Genomic DNA, 18241 nt, shown 5'->3' with positions numbered 1-18241 from the left:
ATATCGGCAGACGACGGCGGCGGGCACCGGATGGGTGCCCGCCGCCGTCGTGGGTGGCTGTCGCCAGCCGGCCGGGGATCAGCGCGAACGCTGGCGCAGCCGCTGGATGTCGAGGATGACGACGGCGCGCGCCTCCAGCCGCAGCCAGCCACGCTGGACGAACTCGGCCAGCGCCTTGTTGACGGTTTCGCGGGAGGCGCCGACCAGCTGGGCCAGCTCTTCCTGGGTCAGCTCGTGCGCCACGAGGATGCCGTCCGTGGCCGGGCGGCCGAAGCGGTCCGCCAGGTCCAGCAGCGCCTTGGCCACGCGGCCGGGAACGTCGGAGAAGACCAGGTCGGCCAGCGAGTCGTTGGTGCGGCGCAGGCGGCGGGCCAAGGCCTGGAGCAGCTGGGCGGAAACCTCGGGACGGGTTTCCAGCAGCGTGCGCAGGTTCTCGTTCTTCAGCCCGGCCAGCCGGGTTTCGGAGACCGCGGTGGCCGAGGTGCTGCGCGGGCTGGGGTCGAACAGGGCCATCTCGCCGAACAGTTCGCCGGGGCCGAGGATGGCCACCAGGTTCTCGCGGCCGTCGGCGGCGGTGCGGCCGAGCTTGATCTTGCCCGAGACGATGAAGTAGAGCTGGTCGCCCTGGTCGCCTTCACGGAACACTGAGGCGCCGCGCGAAAGATCCACCTCGGTCAGTTCGTCAGTCAGCGCTGCGAAGACATCGTCGTCGAGAGATGCGAAGAGGGGGGCGCGGCGAAGGATCTCAATGTCCATGAATTCTCCTGGTTCTGTAACAATTTTCAGTCATGTCGGCTGCTGTCAGCTTAGGCACTGGAATCCATTTTGCCGTATCTACAGCGGATGTGACATCTTCCACAGGGTTCGGGCACCATGGCCGGGCTCGCCGGGGCCTGGCTCCGGCCGTCACAGGAACCGCCGAGCAAATTCTCAGCAACCCCCACTAGACTTGGATAATCCCGGCGGCCTGGCCGCATCCGGCAACCGGTGTACCGGGTGCCGCTACCTGCCTACGGAGATAGTTTGCTTTTTGGTCTGAGCCTGTTGGATATCCTCTTGGTGCTGGTCTTGCTGTCGTATCTGGTAGCCGGCCTGCGCAAGGGGTTCCTCGTGACCCTGGGTGGCGTCATCGGGTTCGCGGTCGGGGCTGTGGCGGCGTTCGTGTCGATCCCGCTGGTGAGCATGTGGGTCCCGGACGCTGGCTGGCGCCTGACCGCGATCATCGCCGTCGCCGTGCTGCTGGTAATCCTGGGCCACGCTTTGGGATCGGGCATCGGCGCGGCCATCCGGCGCCGGCTGGACTTGCCGAGCGTCAAGCCGCTGGACCGCCTGCTGGGCGGGGCGGTCAACGTCATCGTGGCGGCGCTGGTGATGTCGATGCTGGCCTTCAGCATCGCCAGCCTGGGTGTGCCGTTCATCTCACAGCAGATAGCCTCGTCCCAGGTGATCCGTGCCATCGACGGGGCCACGCCGGAACCGGTCAAAGCCTGGCTGGCGCAGATCCGGTCCATCACCGTCGCGGACGGTATCCCGAAGGTCGTGCACGAGACCGGACCGGTCCAGCCGGTCGACGTACCGGACGCGAGCACAGACACCGAGGCCCTGAATCTGGCCGGAGCCTCGGTGCTCAAGATTGCGGGCACCGCCTTCCAATGCGGGCAGAACCAGACCGGCTCCGGCTTCGTCGTTGCCCCGGACCGGGTCCTGACCAACGCCCACGTGGTGGCGGGAGTCAGCGAACCGGTCGTGGAGATCCCGGATGGACGGGTGCAGCCCGCACGCGTGGTCTACATCAACCCGGTCAAGGACGTGGCCGTGCTGGCGGTGGACGGGTTGAATGTCCGTCCGTTGCCGGTGGCCGCACAGGACTTGCCGGCCGGTGCCGACGCGGCCTTTGCCGGTTATCCCGCCGGCGGCCCGTTCCGGAGCGCACCGGCCACTGTGCAGGGCCGGTCCACGGTGTTGGTACAGGACATCTATGGGGCCGAGCGGTCCCCGCTGGTGGTCTATACCCTGGCCGCCAACGTGCAGCAGGGTAATTCGGGCGGCCCGTTGCTGGACACCGATGGCCGGGTGGCCGGACTGGTCTTCGCCAAGTCCACGGAGAATGTGCCGGTGGGCTATGCGCTGGCGCTGGAGGAAATCCAACCGGTCATCGACGCCGCTGCCGGTTACCAGGATGCGGTGGCCGCCGGACAGTGCGTGCAGAAATAGCCGCTAGAGCCGCTCGGCCAGGTACTCGAGTGCGAGCCGGTAGCCGGTGATGCCCGCGCCCACGATGATGGCATCCGCCACGCCGGAGACGTAGGAGTGGTGGCGGAACTCCTCACGCTTGTGGATGTTGCTGATATGCACCTCGACCACCGGCAGCATGACGCCGGTGAGGGCGTCGCGGATGGCCACCGACGTGTGGCTGTAGGCGCCGGGGTTGATCACGATGGCCGCGGCGGTAGTCCGCGCGCGGTGGATGGCATCGACCAGTTCGCCTTCGTGGTTGGACTGGAGGCATTCGACGGTCCAGCCAAAGCCGGCGCCGGTGTCCGCGGCCAGCTGTTCAACGTCGGCCAGCGTGGACGAGCCATAGATTTCCGGTTCCCGGGTCCCCAGCAGGTTCAGGTTGGGGCCGTTGAGGACCAGGATCCTGGTGGCCGGTGCGCTGCTGTCGATTGGGGTTTCTGAAGTCATGGCTTAACTATGCCCGGCCGGACCGGCGCCGGAGATCCGCCACGCGGCGGATCTCCGGCGCCGGGGCCGGTCAGCCTTTGAGGCTGTTGGCGATCTGGGTCATGACGGTGTTGTCGGCCAGGGTGGTGGCGTCGCCGGCTTCGCGGCCTTCGGCGATGTCCTTGAGCAGGCGGCGCATGATTTTGCCGGAACGGGTCTTGGGCAGTTCCGGGACGATGAGGATGCGGCGGGGTTTGGCGATCGGGCCGATTTCCTTCCCGACGTGCTCGCGCAGTTCGGCGGTGATCTCTTCCTGGGGCTGTTCGGCGGCGGAGCCGCGCAGGATGACGAAGGCGACCACGGCCTCACCGGTGGTCTCGTCGGCCGCGCCGACGACGGCGGCCTCGGCCACGGCGGGATGGGAGACCAGGGCGGATTCGATTTCGGTGGTGGACAGGCGGTGGCCCGAGACGTTCATCACGTCGTCGACCCGGCCCAGCAGCCAGATGTCGCCGTCGTCGTCCTTCTTCGCGCCGTCGCCGGCGAAGTACATGCCCTCGAACCGGGACCAGTAGGTGTCCTTGAACCGCTGCGGGTCGCCCCAGATGCCGCGCAGCATCGCCGGCCAGGGTTCGCGGATGACCAGGTAGCCGCCGTGCCCGTTGGGCACCGGCGCCCCGGTTTCGTCCACGATGTCCACGGCGATGCCGGGCACGGGAACCTGGGCCGAGCCGGGCTTGGTGGCGGTGATCCCGGGCAGCGGGGCGATCATGTGCGCCCCGGTCTCGGTCTGCCACCAGGTGTCCACGATGGGCGCCTTGTCGCCGCCGATGACGCGGCGGTACCACATCCAGGCCTCGGGGTTGATCGGCTCGCCCACACTGCCGAGCACGCGCAGGGAGGACAGGTCGTAGCGGGCCGGGATGTCCTCGCCCCACTTCATCATGGTGCGGATGGCGGTCGGGGCGGTGTAGAGGATGGAGACCTTGTACTTCTGGACCAGTTCCCACCAGCGGCCCTGGTGCGGGCTGTCCGGTGTGCCTTCGTACATCAGCTGGGTGGCGCCGTTGATCAGTGGGGCGTAGGTGACGTAGGAGTGCCCGGTGACCCAGCCGATGTCCGCGGTGCACCAGAACACGTCGGTCTCGGGCTTGAGGTCGAACACGGCCCTGTGGGTGTAGGCACACTGGGTGAGGTAGCCGCCGGTGGTGTGCAGGATGCCCTTGGGCTTGCCGGTGGTGCCGGAGGTGTAGAGGATGAACAGCGGGTGCTCGGCGTCGTGCGCCACCGCGGTGTGCTCGGCCGAGGCGCTCCCCACGGTCTCGTCCCACCACTTGTCCCGGCCGGCGGTCCAGTCCACCGGCTCGTTGTTGCGCCGCACCACCACGACGCTGCTGACGGTGTGGCCGTCCTCGGCCAGTGCCGCGTCCACCGCGGGCTTCAGCGCCGAGGGCTTGCCGCGCCGGAAGGTGCCGTCCGCGGTGACCACCAGCTTGGCCTCGGCGTCCTCGATCCGGCTGCGCAGGGCCTCGGCGGAGAAGCCGCCGAAGACCACCGAGTGCACCGCGCCGATCCGTGCGCAGGCCAGCATGGTGATCACCGCCTCCGGAATCATCGGCAGGTAGACGGCCACCCGGTCGCCCTTGGAAACGCCCAGGGACTCGAACGCGTTGGCGGCCTTCTTGACCTCTTCGGTCAGCTGCGCGTAGGTGTAGCTGCGGGTGTCGCCGGGCTCGCCCTCGAAATGGATCGCCACCCGGTCCCCGAGCCCGTTCTCCACATGCCGGTCCAGCGCGTTGTACGCCGCGTTCAGCGTGCCGCCGGAAAACCACTTGGCGAACGGCGGATCCGACCAGTCAAGCGCCGTCTCGAAGTCCCGCTCCCAGGACAAAAGCTCCCGCGCCTGCTTCGCCCAGAACGCCGGACGGTCCGCAGCCGCCTCCTCATAGATCCCCGGCCGCGCCACCGCCGCCGCGGCAAACTCCGGGCTCGGCGGGAACTGGCGGTTCTCCTGCAGCAGGTTCTCCAGCGCGTCGTGAGTGGCAGCGGACTGGTTTCCGTTGGCTTCGGTCATGTGAAAGACCCCTTCATGGTGTCGCGGCGGACATGGCAATAGCGCACAAGGCGGCCGTTGCCACTGGTGCTGTTCACCACATTAGCGCTTGCCGAAATTGTTTCGTGTTTCGAGTCACAATGCTGCCGCCAGCGGGCCGGATCCTGCGGTGAACGGTTTGATGCATGCACGGAGCGGCAACTAGTGAAGGCCCGGAACCTTTATTAGGCTAAAGACCATCGCTAGTGCCGCGGACGGCTCAGCAGCAGCGAAGATCGGAGATGCAAGATGGCAGATCAGACAATGGCAGCTGAACGCGAGGCCAGCGTTGCCTTAGTGGGTCCGTTCACCCTGCGCGACGTTATTGTCGCGGTCTCGGTGGCCCTGCTGTTCCTGGCCTCGGTCCTGCCGACGGCGGTGGTGCGCGGGATCGGCCTGAACGCCTGGAATTCGGCCGGCCTGTTCCAGCTGGCCCTGAGCATCCTGTTGCCGGCCGCAGTGCTGGTGCTGTTCGTCATCCGCCGCATTGCGCCGAAGACCAAGCTGCGTATCGGCTCCCTGTCGGTGGACCAGTTCGCTTCCGTCGCGGCTTCGTTCGCGACCGCCTTCTATTTCCTGGTCATGGTCAATGTCTTCAGCCTCGGGGCGGTCGTCGGGTTCCTGGGCAGCCTGGGCCTGCTGACGGCTACAGTCTTCGCCCCGTGGATTCCCGGCTTCGCCTCGGATTTCGCCGGGCGGCATGAGATTCCCGCGCACCCGGTGGCGCGCGACGCCGTGCCGGCCAGGCCTAAGTCTGCCCAGCCGACGGGTCCGGCGGTCCGGAAGGAAACCAAGGAAACCCCGGTCGGCAGCGCCGCTGCAGCTGCAACCGGTGCAGGTGCAGCCGCGGCTCCGGCGGCCGGTGCCGGCAAGGCCACCGCCGCAGCCGGTCCCGCCACGGACGTGACCGGAACAGGTGCGGCGCCTGCCCCGGCAGGAGCCGGCCCGTCCGGGGCAACCAGCGGAGCCACAGCGGGGCCTGCGGCAGTTGCTGCGAAGGAACCCCGAAAGATGGCTGGCAAAGTCCCCGTGGCGCCCTCCGCCGCAACAGGTCCGGCGGCAGACGCGGTTGCGCCGGGCGCCGCCGACGGCGAGGCCATGGGCCTGCCGGATACCGAACACGCCATCGCGGACGCCGCGCGCGCGGCCGAGCTCAAGAGCGGCCCAGCGGCAGCCGGTTCCGGCCCGGCCGCGGCTGGAACCGGACAGGTCCGGCAAGGCGCTGCTGCAGCGGCGGGGACAGACCGCGGCGCGCAGCAGGCTGCAGCGCAGGCCGGCGGTGCGGCGAAGACCGGCACGGCCGGCGGCGCAGCTGCCGCTACGGCCGGTGCCGTCCAGGCGGGGCAGCAGAAGCAGCAGCCGGAGGCCGCTACGGCCGGTGCCGTCCAGGCGGGGCAGCAGAAGCAGCAGCCGGAGGCCGCCACGGCGTCTGCCCCGCCGCGTGAGGTTGCCCGGGATTCCGGCCGCGGGACGCCGGCCGGTACCGAACCCGCGCCCGCAGCAGCGTCCGGAACTCCCGCCGTCAGGACCACAGGCACCAACCAGGCGGCGACCGTGGCCATTGACACTGTTGCGGCCGGCCCGGCCCGGGACCAGCCGATTTCCGCGACGCGGGAGGCCGCGGCGGAACCGGAGGAAGCCGTCTACGAAGCCTTCTGGTTCGCCGTTGGACGGACCCGCCCGGTGTTTGATGAAAACACCGGGGCTCCGGTCTTCACCCTTGAGCCCGGTGCCTGGATCCTGGCGTTGCAGGACCGCGGAGACGAATTCCTGGTCCAGCACACCGACGGCCGGGTGGGTGTCCTGCGGGACCTGACCAACATTGAGCGCGCCTAGCGCCGGTGCCGGCGCGAAGCCGCGCAGGCGCGCGCCGGAGTCCGAGCTGGCGCTCAAGCGCCGTGCCCGGCGGATCTACAAGGCACTGTCGGAACAGTACCCGTATGCCGTGCCGGAACTCGATTTCCGCAATGCCTTCGAGCTGGTCGTGGCGACGGTGCTGTCCGCCCAGACCACCGATGTCCGGGTCAACGAGGTGACGCCGGCACTCTTTGCCCGCTACCCGGACGCCCGGAGGCTGGCCGAAGCAGACGAGGCGGCGCTGCAGGAACTGATCCGGCCGACGGGTTTCTTCCGCACCAAGGCGCAGAACCTACGGGCGTTGGCGACCCGGATTGTCGATGAGTACGACGGCGAGGTGCCGGCCAGGCTGGAGGATCTGGTGACCTTGGCGGGGGTTGGCCGGAAGACGGCGAACGTGGTGCTGGCCAACGCCTTCGGCATTCCAGGTATTTCCGTGGACACTCACTTCGCCCGGCTCGCCCGGCGGTTCGGCTGGACCGAGGCCTCGGACCCGGTCCGGATCGAGGCCGAAGTGGCGAGGCTTTTCGAGCCCAGGGACTGGACGATGCTGTCCCACCGGGTGATCTTCCACGGCCGCCGCGTCTGCCACGCCCGCAAGCCCGCATGCGGTGTTTGCGCGGTGGCGCAGTGGTGCCCGTCCTACGGCGAGGGCGAGGTGGATCCGGCAAAATCGAGCAAGCTCCTCAAGTACGAGCTGGCGCCCGGCCGGGAGGACCTGCTGGCGCGGATGTTGGCCGGGCAGAGCCGGGCCGAACTGCGGGCCGCCGGCTTTAAGCTGGACGCATGAGTGCCAAAGCTGATCTGGAGCGGCTCGTCTCGGGTCCGCTGGGCGAACGGCTGTCAGTGCGCGAACGCGAGCGGTGGCGGCTCGACGACCTGGATCCGCAGGCCTTCCGGCGCGCCGCGGTGCTGCTGCTCTTCGGGCCCCTGGACGCGATCCCGGCCCTGTCGCATTCGGCAGCGGTGCCGGATGACCTGGACGTGCTGCTGATCGAACGTGCCGGTACCTTGTCGGACCATCCCGGCCAAGTGGCTTTTCCCGGCGGGGGCATCGACCCGGGCGATGACGGCCCCGAAGCAGCCGCACTGCGCGAAGCCGTGGAGGAAACGGGACTGGACGCTGCCGGCGTCGACATCCTGGGCACCCTGCAGGATGTTCCGCTGGGGGTCAGCCAGTTCCTGGTGACCCCGGTACTGGCCTGGTGGACGCTGCCCTCACCCGTCGCCGTGGTGGATTTCAACGAGTCGGCGCAGGTGTTCCGGGTGCCGGTGGCGGATCTGCTGCAACCGGACAACCGGTACACCACCGTCCTGCGCCGCGCGGGCAGGATTTTCCGTGGACCGGCCTTCGCCGTCAATGGCGTGGTGGTGTGGGGCTTCACCGCGGCCATCCTGAGCAGTGTTTTCGACGAGGCCGGCTGGACCCAGGAATGGGACCGCACCCGGGAAATCCCGGCTCCGGTACGACCGGAGGACGCCCGCCGCTGACGGCATCCGGTCCGGTGCGCAGCAGGTCCTATTTGGCGTCCGCATAGGAGTCCACGACGGTCACCGAGACCGCGAATTCCAGCGGAAGCTGCCCGAACATCAGCCGCGTTGCCGCCGCCGCGGATTCCTCGACCAGCCGGCAGGCCAGCTGCGCGTGCTCTTCCCGGACATGCAGCATCACCTCGTCGTGCAGGAAGAACACCAGCTCGCCCACGGCGGTACCGTCGGCAGCCAGGACGCGCAGCCGGCGGCGCAGTTCGGCCAGCCAGCACAGGGCCCATTCCGCAGCCGTCGCCTGCACGACGAAGTTGCGCGTGAACCGTCCGCGGCTGCGCGCCGCGGCATCGGCCCGGCGCTGTTCCTGCGCGGTGGTGCTGCGCTGTGCCGCCACCCAGCGGTCCGAGGGCGGCGGGCAGCTGCGTCCCAGATGGCTGCTGACGACCCGGCCAGCCTCGCCGGCCCGGGCCGCACGTTCGACGACGGCGATGGCCTGCGGGTAGGTCCGTGCCAGGCGAGGCATCAGCCGACCGGACTCTCCGGTGGTCGCCCCGTACATGGCGCCGAGCACCGCCACCTTGGCCTGGGCCCGGTCGCCGCCGAAGCCGGCGTCGGCAATGCCCTGGTAGAGGTCCCGTCCACGTGCGGCCGCAGCCAGGGCCTGGTCCCGGCCCAGGGCGGCAAGCACCCGCGGCTCCAGCTGCGCCGCGTCCGCCACGACGAATTTCCATCCCGGATCCGGCCGTGCCGCCGCCCGGACCTGGCGGGGGATCTGCAGGGCCCCGCCGCCGCGCGAGGCCCAGCGGCCGGTGACCACGCCGCCGGCGACGTACTCGGGCCGGAACCGCCCGTCCCTGACCCAGGCATCCAACCAGGCCCAGCCATTGGCGGTATACAGCCGGGACAGCTTCTTGTACCGCAGCAGCGTGGCAACCGCCGGGTGGTCGTGCTCGCGCAGTTCCCAGGACCGGGTGCTGGTGACTTCAATGCCCGCCCGGTGCAGGGCACGGAGCAGTTCCTGCGGTGAATCCGGGTTGAATCCCGGGTTGTTCAGTTCGCTGCGCAGCCGGGCTGCCAGCAACTCCAGCTCGCGGGGACGCTGGCCGTCCGGCGGCCGGGGACCGAGGTATTCGGTCAGGAGTTGCCGGTGCACGTCCGGGCGCCAGGGCACGCCGGCGTTTTCCATTTCGGCAGCTACCAGGCCGCCGGCGGATTCGGCGGCCAGCAGCAGCCGCAGCCGCGCGGACTGCGGAGACTGGGCCACCGCCGCCAATTGACAGCCCAGTTCCTGGACGAGGTCCTCCAGCGGCGGGCCCGGCCGGGCGGTCTCGAAGAGCGCTGACTGTTCTGGCTGCCCGGGCGGCGGCGCCTCCTGCGTCGGCAAGGTGCCTTGCAGGCCCAGGACGTAGGGCGTCTGCGGGGCGAATTCGGAGTGGGCCAGGATGGCCCGGCTGAGGAGCAGGTCATGGCAGCGCTCGACTGTCACGCCGGCCCGCAGCAGTGGCAGGTAGTGTCTGCGGGTGCCGGCCCAGACCCAGCGGACTCCGGGTGCCTCCAGCCGCTGCACGGTTTCCGGCAGGCCGCCTGCCGGGACGACGACGGCGGGTGCCGACGGCGTCCCGTCCGCGCCGGCGGGCTGGATGCAGGCTTCCGGCTCCGGTCCCGGCGGATCCCCGGGCTGCCGGGAGGCGGACGCCAGGACGAGATACATGGTTCCATTCTCCCCGGTGCCCGGTGCGGCCCGACCGGCGGGTCTTCCTCCACAGTGGCGGCTGCGGCGGGGCGCGTGCACAGCGGGCGGCTGCGGTCTTCCGGGTGGATCTGGCCGGCGGCAGGCTGGATGGATGCGGAACGGAGTACGGGGCCGCGAGGCCCCGCGGCGCTGGACGCCCGGGCAGGCCCCGCCCGAGGTGGTGCTGGTCGCCGCCACCGAGCGGCTGCAGGATGAAGTGGCGCGCATCGCTGCTGCCGCCGGCATGGCGCTGCGGGTAGTGGACGGGCCCGGGCAACCTGGCGTGGCGGCCGACGGGGCTACGGTATTGCTGGCCGGCGGGGCCACCGGAGGGATGCCGGGGGTGGGCGGGGACGTCATTGTGGTGGGCTTTGCCGCAGAATCCGCCCGGCTGTGGGAGTTGGCAGCCGCCGTCGGCGCCCACCGGGTGGCGGTGCTGCCCGATGCTGCCGCCTGGCTGGCCGAGTACCTGGGCCGGCACCGGCATCCGGACCGGACCGGGACCGTCGCGGCGGTGTTCGGCAGCAGCGGCGGACTCGGCTGCTCGACGCTGTCCTGCTGGCTGGCCGCACAGGCCGCCGCCGACGGCGTGCCGACACTGCTGGTGGACGGGGACGTGCTCGGCGGCGGGCTGGACAGCCTGCTCGGTGCGCAGGCGGAGCCGGGGCTGCGCTGGCAGGACCTGGCCGGGGTGAAAGGGTCGATCGGCCCGGCCCAGCTGCAGTCCGCGCTGCCGGTGGTCGGGGGATTCTCCCTGCTCTCCTGGGGGCCCGAGCCGGCTGGCACGGGCCGGCAGGTCCCCGTCGAAGTCGTCCGCGAGGCCGTTTCGGCAGCGGCCGCCGGATTCGATCTGGTGATCATTGACGCGGGACGCCTGCATGCCGGCCTCGACGGCTGGCTGGGCCAGGCCGGTCAGGCCGTGCTGGTTGCCGGCGCGGGGGAGCGGGGACTGCGCGCCGCTGCCGCGGCGGCCGCCGCGCTGCAGCCGCTGGTGCCGCTGGCCGTCATCCGCGGACCGCTGCCGGCAGGCATGGATGATGAACTGGCCGCCGAGCGGCTGCAGCTGCCGCTCGGGGCGTACATTCCCCGGCTGGCCGGCATGGTGGCGGTGGAACACGGCGGCCGGCTGCTGGCCAAAGGCCGTACCCGTGCCGTGGCTCGGCGGACGCGGCCGCTGCTCGGCTTGCTGGCCGCCGGCCGGCAGACCGGGGACCGGCGGTGACGGCCGCCCGCGACGGCTGGACGGTGCCCGGGGAATCCGGGCCGGAAGGCCTGGGGCCGGTGCGCGCGGCGGTTCTGTCCGACCCGTCGCCGGTGACCGGTGCCAGAGTCGCCGAGGCGCTGCGGTCCAGCGGCAGGCTGCTGGGCACCACCGGCGCCTTGGAAGCGGTCGATGCCCTGACCGCGGACCTGCGCGGGCTCGGGCCCCTGCAGAAACTGGCCGGCTCCGAACGCGTGACGGACATCCTGGTCAACGGCCCGGACCAGGTATGGACCGACGGCGAGGACGGCCTGCACCGTGCCCCGGTGTCGTTCGGCAGCGACGCCGAGGTGCGGGCCCTGGCTGCCCGGCTGATCGCCGCCGGCGGCCGTCGGCTGGACGAGAGCTGTCCCTGCGCGGACGTGCAGCTGGACGGCTACCGCGTGCATGCCGTACTGCCGCCGGTGTCGGCCGGCGGGACGCTGCTGTCCATCCGGATCAGGCGCCGGCGCGGATTCCCGCTGGCCGAGTTGCTCAGCGGCGGACCATGGTGGCAGCAGTATGTGGAAGCCATCGTCACGCAGCGGCTGAATTTCCTGATCAGCGGAGCCACTGGATCGGGCAAGACCACGTTGCTCTCGGCCATGTTGGGCCTGGCCGGCAGCCGGGAGCGGCTGGTGCTGGTCGAGGATGCCGGCGAGCTGGATCCGCCGCACCCGCATGTGGTGGCGCTGCGCACCCGGCACAGCAATGTGGAAGGTGCCGGCACGGTGGATCTGGGCGAACTGGTCCGCCAGGCCCTGCGGATGCGGCCGGACCGGCTGGTGGTCGGCGAATGCCGCGGTGCCGAGGTCGCGGATTTCCTCGCGGCCATGAATACCGGCCACGCCGGCGCGGGCGGAACCATCCATGCGAATTCCGCGCACGCCGTTCCGGCACGTCTGGCGGCGATGGGCGCGCTGGCCGGGCTGAGCCGGGAGGCCCTGGCCCTGCAGGCAGGCAGCGCGCTGGACCTGGTCATCCACTTGGAGCGCGGGCCCACCGGGCGCCGCGTGCAGGAGGTCGCGCTGCTGCAGCTGGCCGGGGCCGGAAACCTCGAGGCCGTTCCGGCGCTGGTTAACGCCGTGGGCGGGATCGGATTCGGGCCCGGCTGGGCGGCGCTCGCCGGCCGGTTGTTCCCCGGACAGGACACAGGGAAGATACCCGGGCCATGACCGGCCTGTGGGTTTTCCTGCTGGCGGGAGCGGCCGGCCTTGTCCTGTGCGCCGATCAAAGCGGCCGGCCGGTGGCACCGCAGGGTCGGACCGTCCGGAGGCACCGGCCAGCGCGGGCAACGGACGCATTGGCCGGGCAGTTGCCCGTGGTGGTGCGGCAGTTGGCTTCACTGCTGCGGTCGGGCCGGACTCCCGCCGCCATGTGGCAGGACATCGCCCGCGTTTACGACACCGGAAGCCCTGCCCCGGCCGGTACTCTGGCCGCGGTGCTCGCACCCCGGATCGGCGCCGCCGGGCGCGCAGCAGAACTCGGGCTCAGTGTGGCGGAGGCCCTCCGGCACGGCGGCGGACCGAGGACCGGCGTGGACCCGGGCTTCGACCGTGCCTGGACCGATCTGGCGGCCTGTTGGGAAGTCTCCGAACTGACCGGGGCGCCGCTGGCCTTGCTGCTGGAGCACTACGCGGACCATCTGCAGCAGGAATTGGACGCCGCGGCGGCACGCCGGACGGCGCTGGCCGGGCCGAAGGCCACCTCGGCGCTGCTCGCCTGGCTGCCGCTGCTCGGCCTTGGCCTCGGCATGCTGATGGGAGTCGATCCGCTGGGGACCTTGCTGGCGATGCCCGCCGGCTGGCTGGTGCTGGCGGCCGGAGCCGGGCTGATGGCCCTGGGCAGGGTGTGGAGCCGCCGCCTGGTAGCCGGCGCAGCGGACGGCCCGGAACGCCGATGACGGCCCTGCTGGCCTCCGTCCTGGCCTTCGGCGCGCTGTGGCTGCTGACCCCGCACCGGCCGGTCCGGCCGCCCCGGCCGCGCGCCCCCGGTCGCCGCGACGACCCGCCCGGCCGCCGGACGCGGCGGCCGGGCGGCCGGCTGGATACCGCCCTGATGCTGGAGCTGCTCGGGGCGATGATCCAGTCCGGAACGCCGCTGCCGCATGCGGTGGCCACGCTGGCCCGGGTCTGCACCCCGCCGGTCCGGCAGGAGCTGGAGACGGTGGCAGCCGCGCTGATGCTAGGCACTGACTGGCAGAATGCCTGGCTGCTGGCCGGCCGGGACGGCGATTTGCAGGACCTGCAGGAAGCCCTCCGGTTCGGTGCCGTGACAGGAGCCCCGGCCGCGGCGATCCTGTATGTGCAGGCGGACCAGGTCCGGCGCCGCCGCCGGCAGGAAGCCGAGCGGCGGGCTGCCGCCCTGGGCACCAAGCTGGTGCTGCCCCTCGGGCTCTGCGCACTGCCGGCGTTCATTTGCCTCGGCGTCCTTCCGGTGCTGATGTCGCTGCTGCCCCGGCTCTGACTGAGGTGCCGGCACCGGCACAGGGGGGTCGGGAGCGTGGCCGGTGCGCCGGTGGCTCGCACAGTCCCGACGGACGGGGACTGCCGGCTTCTTCTCCTCCACATTTCCGCCCGGACCGGACTTATCCAGTTGCCCGATCCGGGCGGTTCCTGCCCCGGCGGTGCCCGGGCAGGCTGGAGGTACCGCAGCACAGCGGGCCGGGAGACCGGGAACCATCCAGGCGACACACCCAGGAGGAAGAAATGTTGCTGGCACTGAAGAAACCGTGGACCCGCCGGGCGGCGCTGGCCGCGGACACGAACGATGGGGTGGACCTCCGGCAGTCCGCGGCCGGAGGCCCGGGGAGCCCGGACGAGGGCCGCGATACGCCGAACCAGCCGTTGGCCGAGGTTATCGCCTTGCCGGCGGCACGGCAGGCACGGGCCAGGAAACGCAACCGGTGGTTCCTCACCGGCTCGGATGCCGGCATGGCGACCGCGGAATATGCCATCGCCACGCTCGCGGCCGTCGGATTTGCCGGGCTGCTGGTTCTGATCATGCGCAGCGGGGAAGTCCGGGGCCTGCTCATGAGCATTATCGAGCAGGCCCTGTCCGTGGTGTGAGCGGCACCGGGGATCCACGCAGCCTCGCGGCATTGCCCGCCCGCCTCGGCTCCATCGGCCGGTCCGACCGTGGAGCGGCCACGGCCGAGGTGGCCGTGGTGCTGCCGGCAGTGGTCGCACTGCTCGGCCTGCTGCTGGCCGGCGCCACTGGAGCAGTCACGCAGCTGCAGCTGGAAAAGGCGGCACAGGCGGCGGTCCGTCAGCTCGGCCGCGGCGAACCGGAAGGGCAGGCCGCCGCGACCGCCAGGAGGATCGCCGGCGAGGGTGCCGGGCTTGCCGCCGCCACGTCCGGTGGCTGGGTGTCGGTCCGGGTGACCGCACAGGTGCCCGGTCCCTGGGGTCCCTGGAGCGGCTGGACCTTGGCCGCCGAGGCGACGGCCCCGGCCGAACAGCCGGGGACCGGCGCCGGGCCGGACCCGGGGACAGGCAGCGGACATGGTGGTTGAAGGCATGGCAGTTGAACGGTGCACACGGCGCCGGAGCGCGGTGGCCGCCGTGGCGAGTGGGGAAGGTACCGGGAGCCAGAAACGCGCCGGCCGCCAGGACGGTGCCGGCACCGTCCTGGCGGCCGGGCTGGCCCTGGTCCTGTGTCTCCTGCTGGCTGCGCTCGCCGGTGCCGCCCAGGCCAGCCTGGCCTCGGCCCGGGCCGGCAAGGCGGCGGATTTGGCGGCCTTGGCCGCCGCAGATGCGGCCCGGGGCCTGGTTGCAGGGGAGCCGTGCCGCCTGGCTGCGCAGGTGGCCGCCGGGCAGCAGGCCGAACTGCGGGCCTGCCGCCGCTCCGGACCAGGCGGCGCGGTGGTGGACGTGGACACGGCGGTGCCGCTGCCGGCGGTGTGGGGAGTGCTGGCGGCCGGCCGCGCCGAGGCCGCCGGCCGGGCACGCGCCGGTCCGCCGCCCTGAGGTGCGTCCGCCGGTCCTGGGGTCCGCTCCGGGCCGGCAGCGGGCCTGGTCAGGTTCCCGGGGCCAGCGGGGCTCCGGCGTGGGCGAGCAGGGCTTCGAGCAGTACGACCGCACCGTCCTTGTCCAGGGGATTGTTCTTGTTGCCGCATTTGGGCGACTGGACGCAGGACGGGCAGCCGGACTCGCATTCGCAGGCCAGGATGGCGTCCCGGGTGGCGGCCAGCCAGATACGGGCGGCCTCGAACCCGCGTTCGGCGAAGCCGGCACCGCCGGGATGGCCGTCGTAGACGAAGATTGTCGGCTTGCCCGTGTCCGCGTGCAGGGCGGTGGAGACTCCGCCGATGTCCCAGCGGTCGCTGGAGGCCACCAGCGGCAGCATTCCGATGCCCGCGTGTTCGGCCGCGTGCAGGGCGCCCGGGATCCGCGCGGTGATCAGCCCGGCGGCGGCCAGCCGGCGCTCGTCGATCGTGAACCACACCGCCTTGGTGAACAGATCGCGCGCCTCGAGCTCCAGGGGCTCTTCGCCCAGGATCTCGTTGGAGACGAAGGCTTTGCGCTGGAAGGAGACCACCTTTGTCGTGACCTTGACCTCGCCGAAGTCCACCCGGACTTCGCCCCAGTCCTCGCCGCGCAGCCGCTGCAGCACCTCGATCTGCGTGATGTCCCGGGCCTGGGTGTAATAGTCCGGGTTGGACCGGGTCACGATGGCGCAGTGGTCCTGCTCGTTGAGTTCCTCCACCACGTAGGTCTCGCCCTGATGCACGTAGACCGCGCCGGTGTGGGCCTGGTAGTGGGACTGCGGGGAGTCCATGGTTCCCAGCAGCGCGCCGGAATCGGCTTCGACGATGCTGATCGGTCCGCCGCCGTCGGCGCGCAGGTTCACCATCGCAGCCGCGCTCTGAGGATGGGTCCAGTACCATCCTGCCGTCCGCCGCCGGAGATAGCCGCGGGCGGTCAGTTCCTCGAGCAGCCCCGCTGCGGTCGGGCCGAATACCTCCAGTTCGCCCGGCACCAGCGGCAGCTCCTGGGCCGCCGCGCACAGGTGCGGACCGAGCACGTACGGGTTGGACGGGTCGAACACCGTGGCTTCGACCGAGACATCGAAGACCGCTTCGGGATGATGGACCAGGTAGGTGTCCAGCGGGTCGTCGCTGGCAATGAATGCCGCGAGGGCGTCCTGGCCGGCGCGTCCGGCGCGTCCGATCTGCTGGAACAGCGAGGCCCGGGTGCCGGGCCAACCGGCGACCAGCACCGCGTCGAGGCCGGAAATATCGATGCCCAGTTCGAGCGCGGAGGTGCTGGCCACCCCCAGCAGCGCTCCGGAACGCAGCCGCTTTTCCAGCTCCCTGCGTTCTTCGGGCAGGTAGCCGGACCGGTAGGCGGCGACCCGCCCGGGAAGGGAAGGATGGACTTCGTCTAGCAGCCGCTTGGTGATCGAGGAGATGCTTTCGGCGCCGCGTCGGGACTTGATGAACGCTATGGTGCGCACCTGCGAAGACACGAGGTTGGCCATCAGGTCGGCGGTTTCGGCGATCACCGTCCGGCGCTCACGGGCGCCGTTCTCGCCCTTGAGCTCGGTCAGCTGGGGCTCCCAGAAGGCCACCGTGGTGGCCCCATGCGGCGAGCAGTCCTCGGTCACGGCCACGGCCTCGGCCCCGATCAGCCGGCCGAAGGAGGTCCCCGGGTCCGACGAGGTGGCCGAGGCGCCGATGAAGACCGGATCGGCCCCGTAACTGGCACAGATCCGCCGCAGCCGGCGCATCAGGTTGGCCACGTGGGAACCGAACACGCCGCGGTAGCTGTGGGCCTCGTCGATGATGACGAACTTCAGCCGGCGGAAGAACCGCGCCCACCAGGCGTGGTTGGGCAGGATGCCGAAATGCAGCATGTCCGGATTGGCCAGCACGAAGTTCGCATGGTCGCGGATCCACCGCCGCGCCCCCGGGTCCGTGTCGCCGTCGTAGGTTTCGGCACGCACGGTGGGCAGGCCCAGGGCCTTGACCGCGGTCAGCTGGTCCGCGGCCAGGGCCTTGGTCGGGGCCAGGTACAGGGCGGCGGCGCCGGTCGGCTCCAGGCTGGCCTTCTCCGTCAGGGCGCTGCGGTGGATCCCGTCCAGGGCCGGCAGCTGGTAGGCCAGGGATTTTCCGGAGGCGGTGCCGGTGGCGATGATCGTGTGCCTGCCGGCGTGGGCGGATTCGGCAGCCAGGACCTGGTGCCGCCAAGGGGTGTGCACGCCCAGGGACGCATACGCGGCCAGAATATCCGGGTGGACCCAGTCCGGCCACGGCTCGTGCACCGCGGCCCGGGAGGGCAGCTCGCGCACGTGCACGAGCTGTTCGGGGTCGGGCCCGGCGCCGAGCAGGTTGATCAGGGAATCAGCTGCTGCCACCGGACAATTCTGCCACTTCCGCCGCCGGCGGGCGGAAGCGGCAGGCAGACGGGCTCAGGGGGCGTCTACCGGCTTGAGGATCATCACGTCGCAGACCGTGTCCCAGCCCAGGTGGTTGTAGAGCATCTGGCCGTCGTGGGAGGCGATCAGCAGGCCGGTCTCCACGATGTGCTCGAAGGTCGAGGCGATCAGTGCGCGCATGACGTGCGTGGCCAGGCCGCGCCGGCGGAATTTTTCGTTGGTCTCGATGTGGTCGAAGATGGCGAAGCCGTCCACGACGGCCACCACGCCGTGGGCCGCGTCCTCGCCGTGGTAGGTGACCCGGGCTTCGTGCACATTTCCTTTGCGCACCACCTCGGTCTTGAAATCCGGGTCCCGGTACCAGGGATCCTCGGCGTCCTGGTTGGACATATCCGTAACCATCATGGACTGATCGCTGTGGTGCACGCGCAGCTTGTGCTTGGGCGCGAGCTCGTGGATCCGCTGCGGGTTTCGGGTCAGCACCGTCAGCATCCGCTTCGGGGACTGGGCCGTCTGGGCCGCAAGGTCGGAGAACTCGTCCTCGGCGGGCTCGTAGGCGAAATACTCCCAGTCGCCGGTCTTGTCCGAAAGCACGATCGCGGGATGACCGGTTTCTTCCGTGGCGGGGGAGTAGCCGCGGCATGCGGACCAACCGGCGACCCATGCGGGCAGCAGGTCGTCCGGTACATCTCGTGTGTAATCGATGGCCATGTCTAGAACAGTACCTAAACGGGGTGCCTCTCGGCACCCCGGCCGCGGGCCAATCCGGAGCAGGGCACGGCGGCCGGCC

General features: G+C 70.9%; 17 protein-coding genes. 11 read left to right on the top strand and 6 right to left on the bottom strand.

The window, feature by feature from the left end; translation table 11 throughout:
- Positions 1-78: 78 nt before the first annotated feature.
- Positions 79-756: a Crp/Fnr family transcriptional regulator gene (locus tag LVY72_RS16710; RefSeq protein WP_237822914.1), complete on the bottom strand. Its 678-nt coding sequence runs from the start codon at positions 754-756 to the stop codon at positions 79-81.
- Positions 757-1044: 288 nt separating this feature from the next.
- Between LVY72_RS16710 and LVY72_RS16705 the strand changes: the two genes are divergently transcribed.
- Entirely contained in the window at positions 1045-2214 is a 1170-nt protein-coding gene (locus LVY72_RS16705; protein ID WP_237822912.1) for a MarP family serine protease, read from the top strand.
- Between the two features lie 3 nt (positions 2215-2217).
- On the opposite strand, the gene aroQ is transcribed toward LVY72_RS16705, so the two are convergent.
- Positions 2218-2685: a type II 3-dehydroquinate dehydratase gene (gene aroQ / locus LVY72_RS16700; RefSeq protein ID WP_237822910.1), complete on the bottom strand. Its 468-nt coding sequence runs from the start codon at positions 2683-2685 to the stop codon at positions 2218-2220.
- Between the two features lie 70 nt (positions 2686-2755).
- Positions 2756-4738, bottom strand: coding sequence for an acetate--CoA ligase (gene acs, locus LVY72_RS16695; protein ID WP_237822908.1), 1983 nt, complete (start codon positions 4736-4738; stop codon positions 2756-2758).
- A 267-nt stretch (positions 4739-5005) separates the two neighbouring features.
- Here acs and LVY72_RS16690 point away from each other — a divergent pair, with 267 nt between their 5' ends.
- The 3 genes from LVY72_RS16690 to LVY72_RS16680 are packed head-to-tail and all read left to right on the top strand — an operon-like array spanning position 5006 to position 8104.
- Positions 5006-6592 carry a hypothetical protein gene (locus LVY72_RS16690; RefSeq protein WP_237822906.1) on the top strand — a complete coding sequence of 529 codons (1587 nt, stop codon included), beginning with the start codon at positions 5006-5008 and terminating at the stop codon, positions 6590-6592.
- Positions 6579-7403: an endonuclease III gene (nth, locus tag LVY72_RS16685; protein WP_237822904.1), complete on the top strand. Its 825-nt coding sequence runs from the start codon at positions 6579-6581 to the stop codon at positions 7401-7403. Before LVY72_RS16690 ends, nth begins: the two co-directional genes overlap by 14 nt.
- On the top strand, positions 7400-8104 hold the full coding sequence (locus LVY72_RS16680; protein ID WP_237822902.1) for an NUDIX hydrolase: 705 nt from the start codon (positions 7400-7402) through the stop codon (positions 8102-8104). Before nth ends, LVY72_RS16680 begins: the two co-directional genes overlap by 4 nt.
- Positions 8105-8132: 28 nt before the next feature.
- Here LVY72_RS16680 and LVY72_RS16675 read toward each other — a convergent pair whose 3' ends face one another.
- Positions 8133-9812 carry a bifunctional 3'-5' exonuclease/DNA polymerase gene (locus LVY72_RS16675; RefSeq protein WP_237822900.1) on the bottom strand — a complete coding sequence of 560 codons (1680 nt, stop codon included), beginning with the start codon at positions 9810-9812 and terminating at the stop codon, positions 8133-8135.
- Between the two features lie 133 nt (positions 9813-9945).
- On the opposite strand from LVY72_RS16675, the gene ssd reads away from it, so the two are divergent.
- From ssd to LVY72_RS16640, 7 genes are all read left to right on the top strand, one after another.
- Positions 9946-11055: a septum site-determining protein Ssd gene (gene ssd / locus LVY72_RS16670; RefSeq protein WP_237822898.1), complete on the top strand. Its 1110-nt coding sequence runs from the start codon at positions 9946-9948 to the stop codon at positions 11053-11055.
- Positions 11052-12248, top strand: coding sequence for a TadA family conjugal transfer-associated ATPase (locus LVY72_RS16665; RefSeq protein ID WP_372463725.1), 1197 nt, complete (start codon positions 11052-11054; stop codon positions 12246-12248). The genes ssd and LVY72_RS16665 overlap by 4 nt, the downstream gene beginning before the upstream one ends.
- Positions 12249-12400: 152 nt before the next feature.
- Positions 12401-12976 (top strand): type II secretion system F family protein, encoded by a 576-nt coding sequence (locus LVY72_RS16660; RefSeq protein ID WP_237823030.1) that lies wholly within the window; start codon positions 12401-12403, stop codon positions 12974-12976.
- Positions 12973-13539 (top strand): type II secretion system F family protein, encoded by a 567-nt coding sequence (locus tag LVY72_RS16655; protein WP_237822896.1) that lies wholly within the window; start codon positions 12973-12975, stop codon positions 13537-13539. Before LVY72_RS16660 ends, LVY72_RS16655 begins: the two co-directional genes overlap by 4 nt.
- A gap of 242 nt (positions 13540-13781) precedes the next feature.
- The gene (locus LVY72_RS16650) at positions 13782-14141 is read left to right on the top strand and encodes a DUF4244 domain-containing protein (RefSeq protein WP_237822894.1); all 360 of its coding nucleotides are present in this window, start codon (positions 13782-13784) and stop codon (positions 14139-14141) included.
- A 32-nt stretch (positions 14142-14173) separates the two neighbouring features.
- A complete protein-coding gene (locus LVY72_RS16645) occupies positions 14174-14587 on the top strand; it encodes a TadE family type IV pilus minor pilin (RefSeq protein ID WP_237822892.1) in 414 nt (137 codons plus the stop codon).
- Between the two features lie 4 nt (positions 14588-14591).
- Entirely contained in the window at positions 14592-15041 is a 450-nt protein-coding gene (locus LVY72_RS16640) for an Rv3654c family TadE-like protein (RefSeq protein ID WP_237822890.1), read from the top strand.
- 49 nt (positions 15042-15090) lie between these two features.
- On the opposite strand, the gene sftH is transcribed toward LVY72_RS16640, so the two are convergent.
- A complete protein-coding gene (gene sftH / locus LVY72_RS16635) occupies positions 15091-17430 on the bottom strand; it encodes a DEAD/DEAH box helicase (RefSeq protein ID WP_237822887.1) in 2340 nt (779 codons plus the stop codon).
- Between the two features lie 54 nt (positions 17431-17484).
- The gene (locus tag LVY72_RS16630) at positions 17485-18162 is read right to left on the bottom strand and encodes a GNAT family N-acetyltransferase (protein WP_237822885.1); all 678 of its coding nucleotides are present in this window, start codon (positions 18160-18162) and stop codon (positions 17485-17487) included.
- Positions 18163-18241: the final 79 nt, after the last annotated feature.

The organism is Arthrobacter hankyongi (assembly GCF_022012395.1).
Taxonomy (GTDB): Bacteria; Actinomycetota; Actinomycetes; order Actinomycetales; family Micrococcaceae; genus Crystallibacter; species Crystallibacter hankyongi.
The sequence above is the reverse complement of the archived record's forward strand: the minus strand, read 5'-3'. Positions and strand labels throughout refer to the sequence as shown.

Coding starts and splice junctions, on each gene's coding strand:
- LVY72_RS16710 (WP_237822914.1), bottom strand. CDS start 756: ATGGACATTGAGATCCTTCGCCGCGCCCCCCTCTTCGCATCTCTCGAC.
- aroQ (WP_237822910.1), bottom strand. CDS start 2,685: ATGACTTCAGAAACCCCAATCGACAGCAGCGCACCGGCCACCAGGATC.
- acs (WP_237822908.1), bottom strand. CDS start 4,738: ATGACCGAAGCCAACGGAAACCAGTCCGCTGCCACTCACGACGCGCTG.
- LVY72_RS16690 (WP_237822906.1), top strand. CDS start 5,006: ATGGCAGATCAGACAATGGCAGCTGAACGCGAGGCCAGCGTTGCCTTA.
- LVY72_RS16680 (WP_237822902.1), top strand. CDS start 7,400: ATGAGTGCCAAAGCTGATCTGGAGCGGCTCGTCTCGGGTCCGCTGGGC.
- LVY72_RS16675 (WP_237822900.1), bottom strand. CDS start 9,812: ATGTATCTCGTCCTGGCGTCCGCCTCCCGGCAGCCCGGGGATCCGCCG.
- ssd (WP_237822898.1), top strand. CDS start 9,946: ATGCGGAACGGAGTACGGGGCCGCGAGGCCCCGCGGCGCTGGACGCCC.
- LVY72_RS16655 (WP_237822896.1), top strand. CDS start 12,973: ATGACGGCCCTGCTGGCCTCCGTCCTGGCCTTCGGCGCGCTGTGGCTG.
- LVY72_RS16650 (WP_237822894.1), top strand. CDS start 13,782: ATGTTGCTGGCACTGAAGAAACCGTGGACCCGCCGGGCGGCGCTGGCC.
- LVY72_RS16640 (WP_237822890.1), top strand. CDS start 14,592: ATGGCAGTTGAACGGTGCACACGGCGCCGGAGCGCGGTGGCCGCCGTG.
- LVY72_RS16630 (WP_237822885.1), bottom strand. CDS start 18,162: ATGGCCATCGATTACACACGAGATGTACCGGACGACCTGCTGCCCGCA.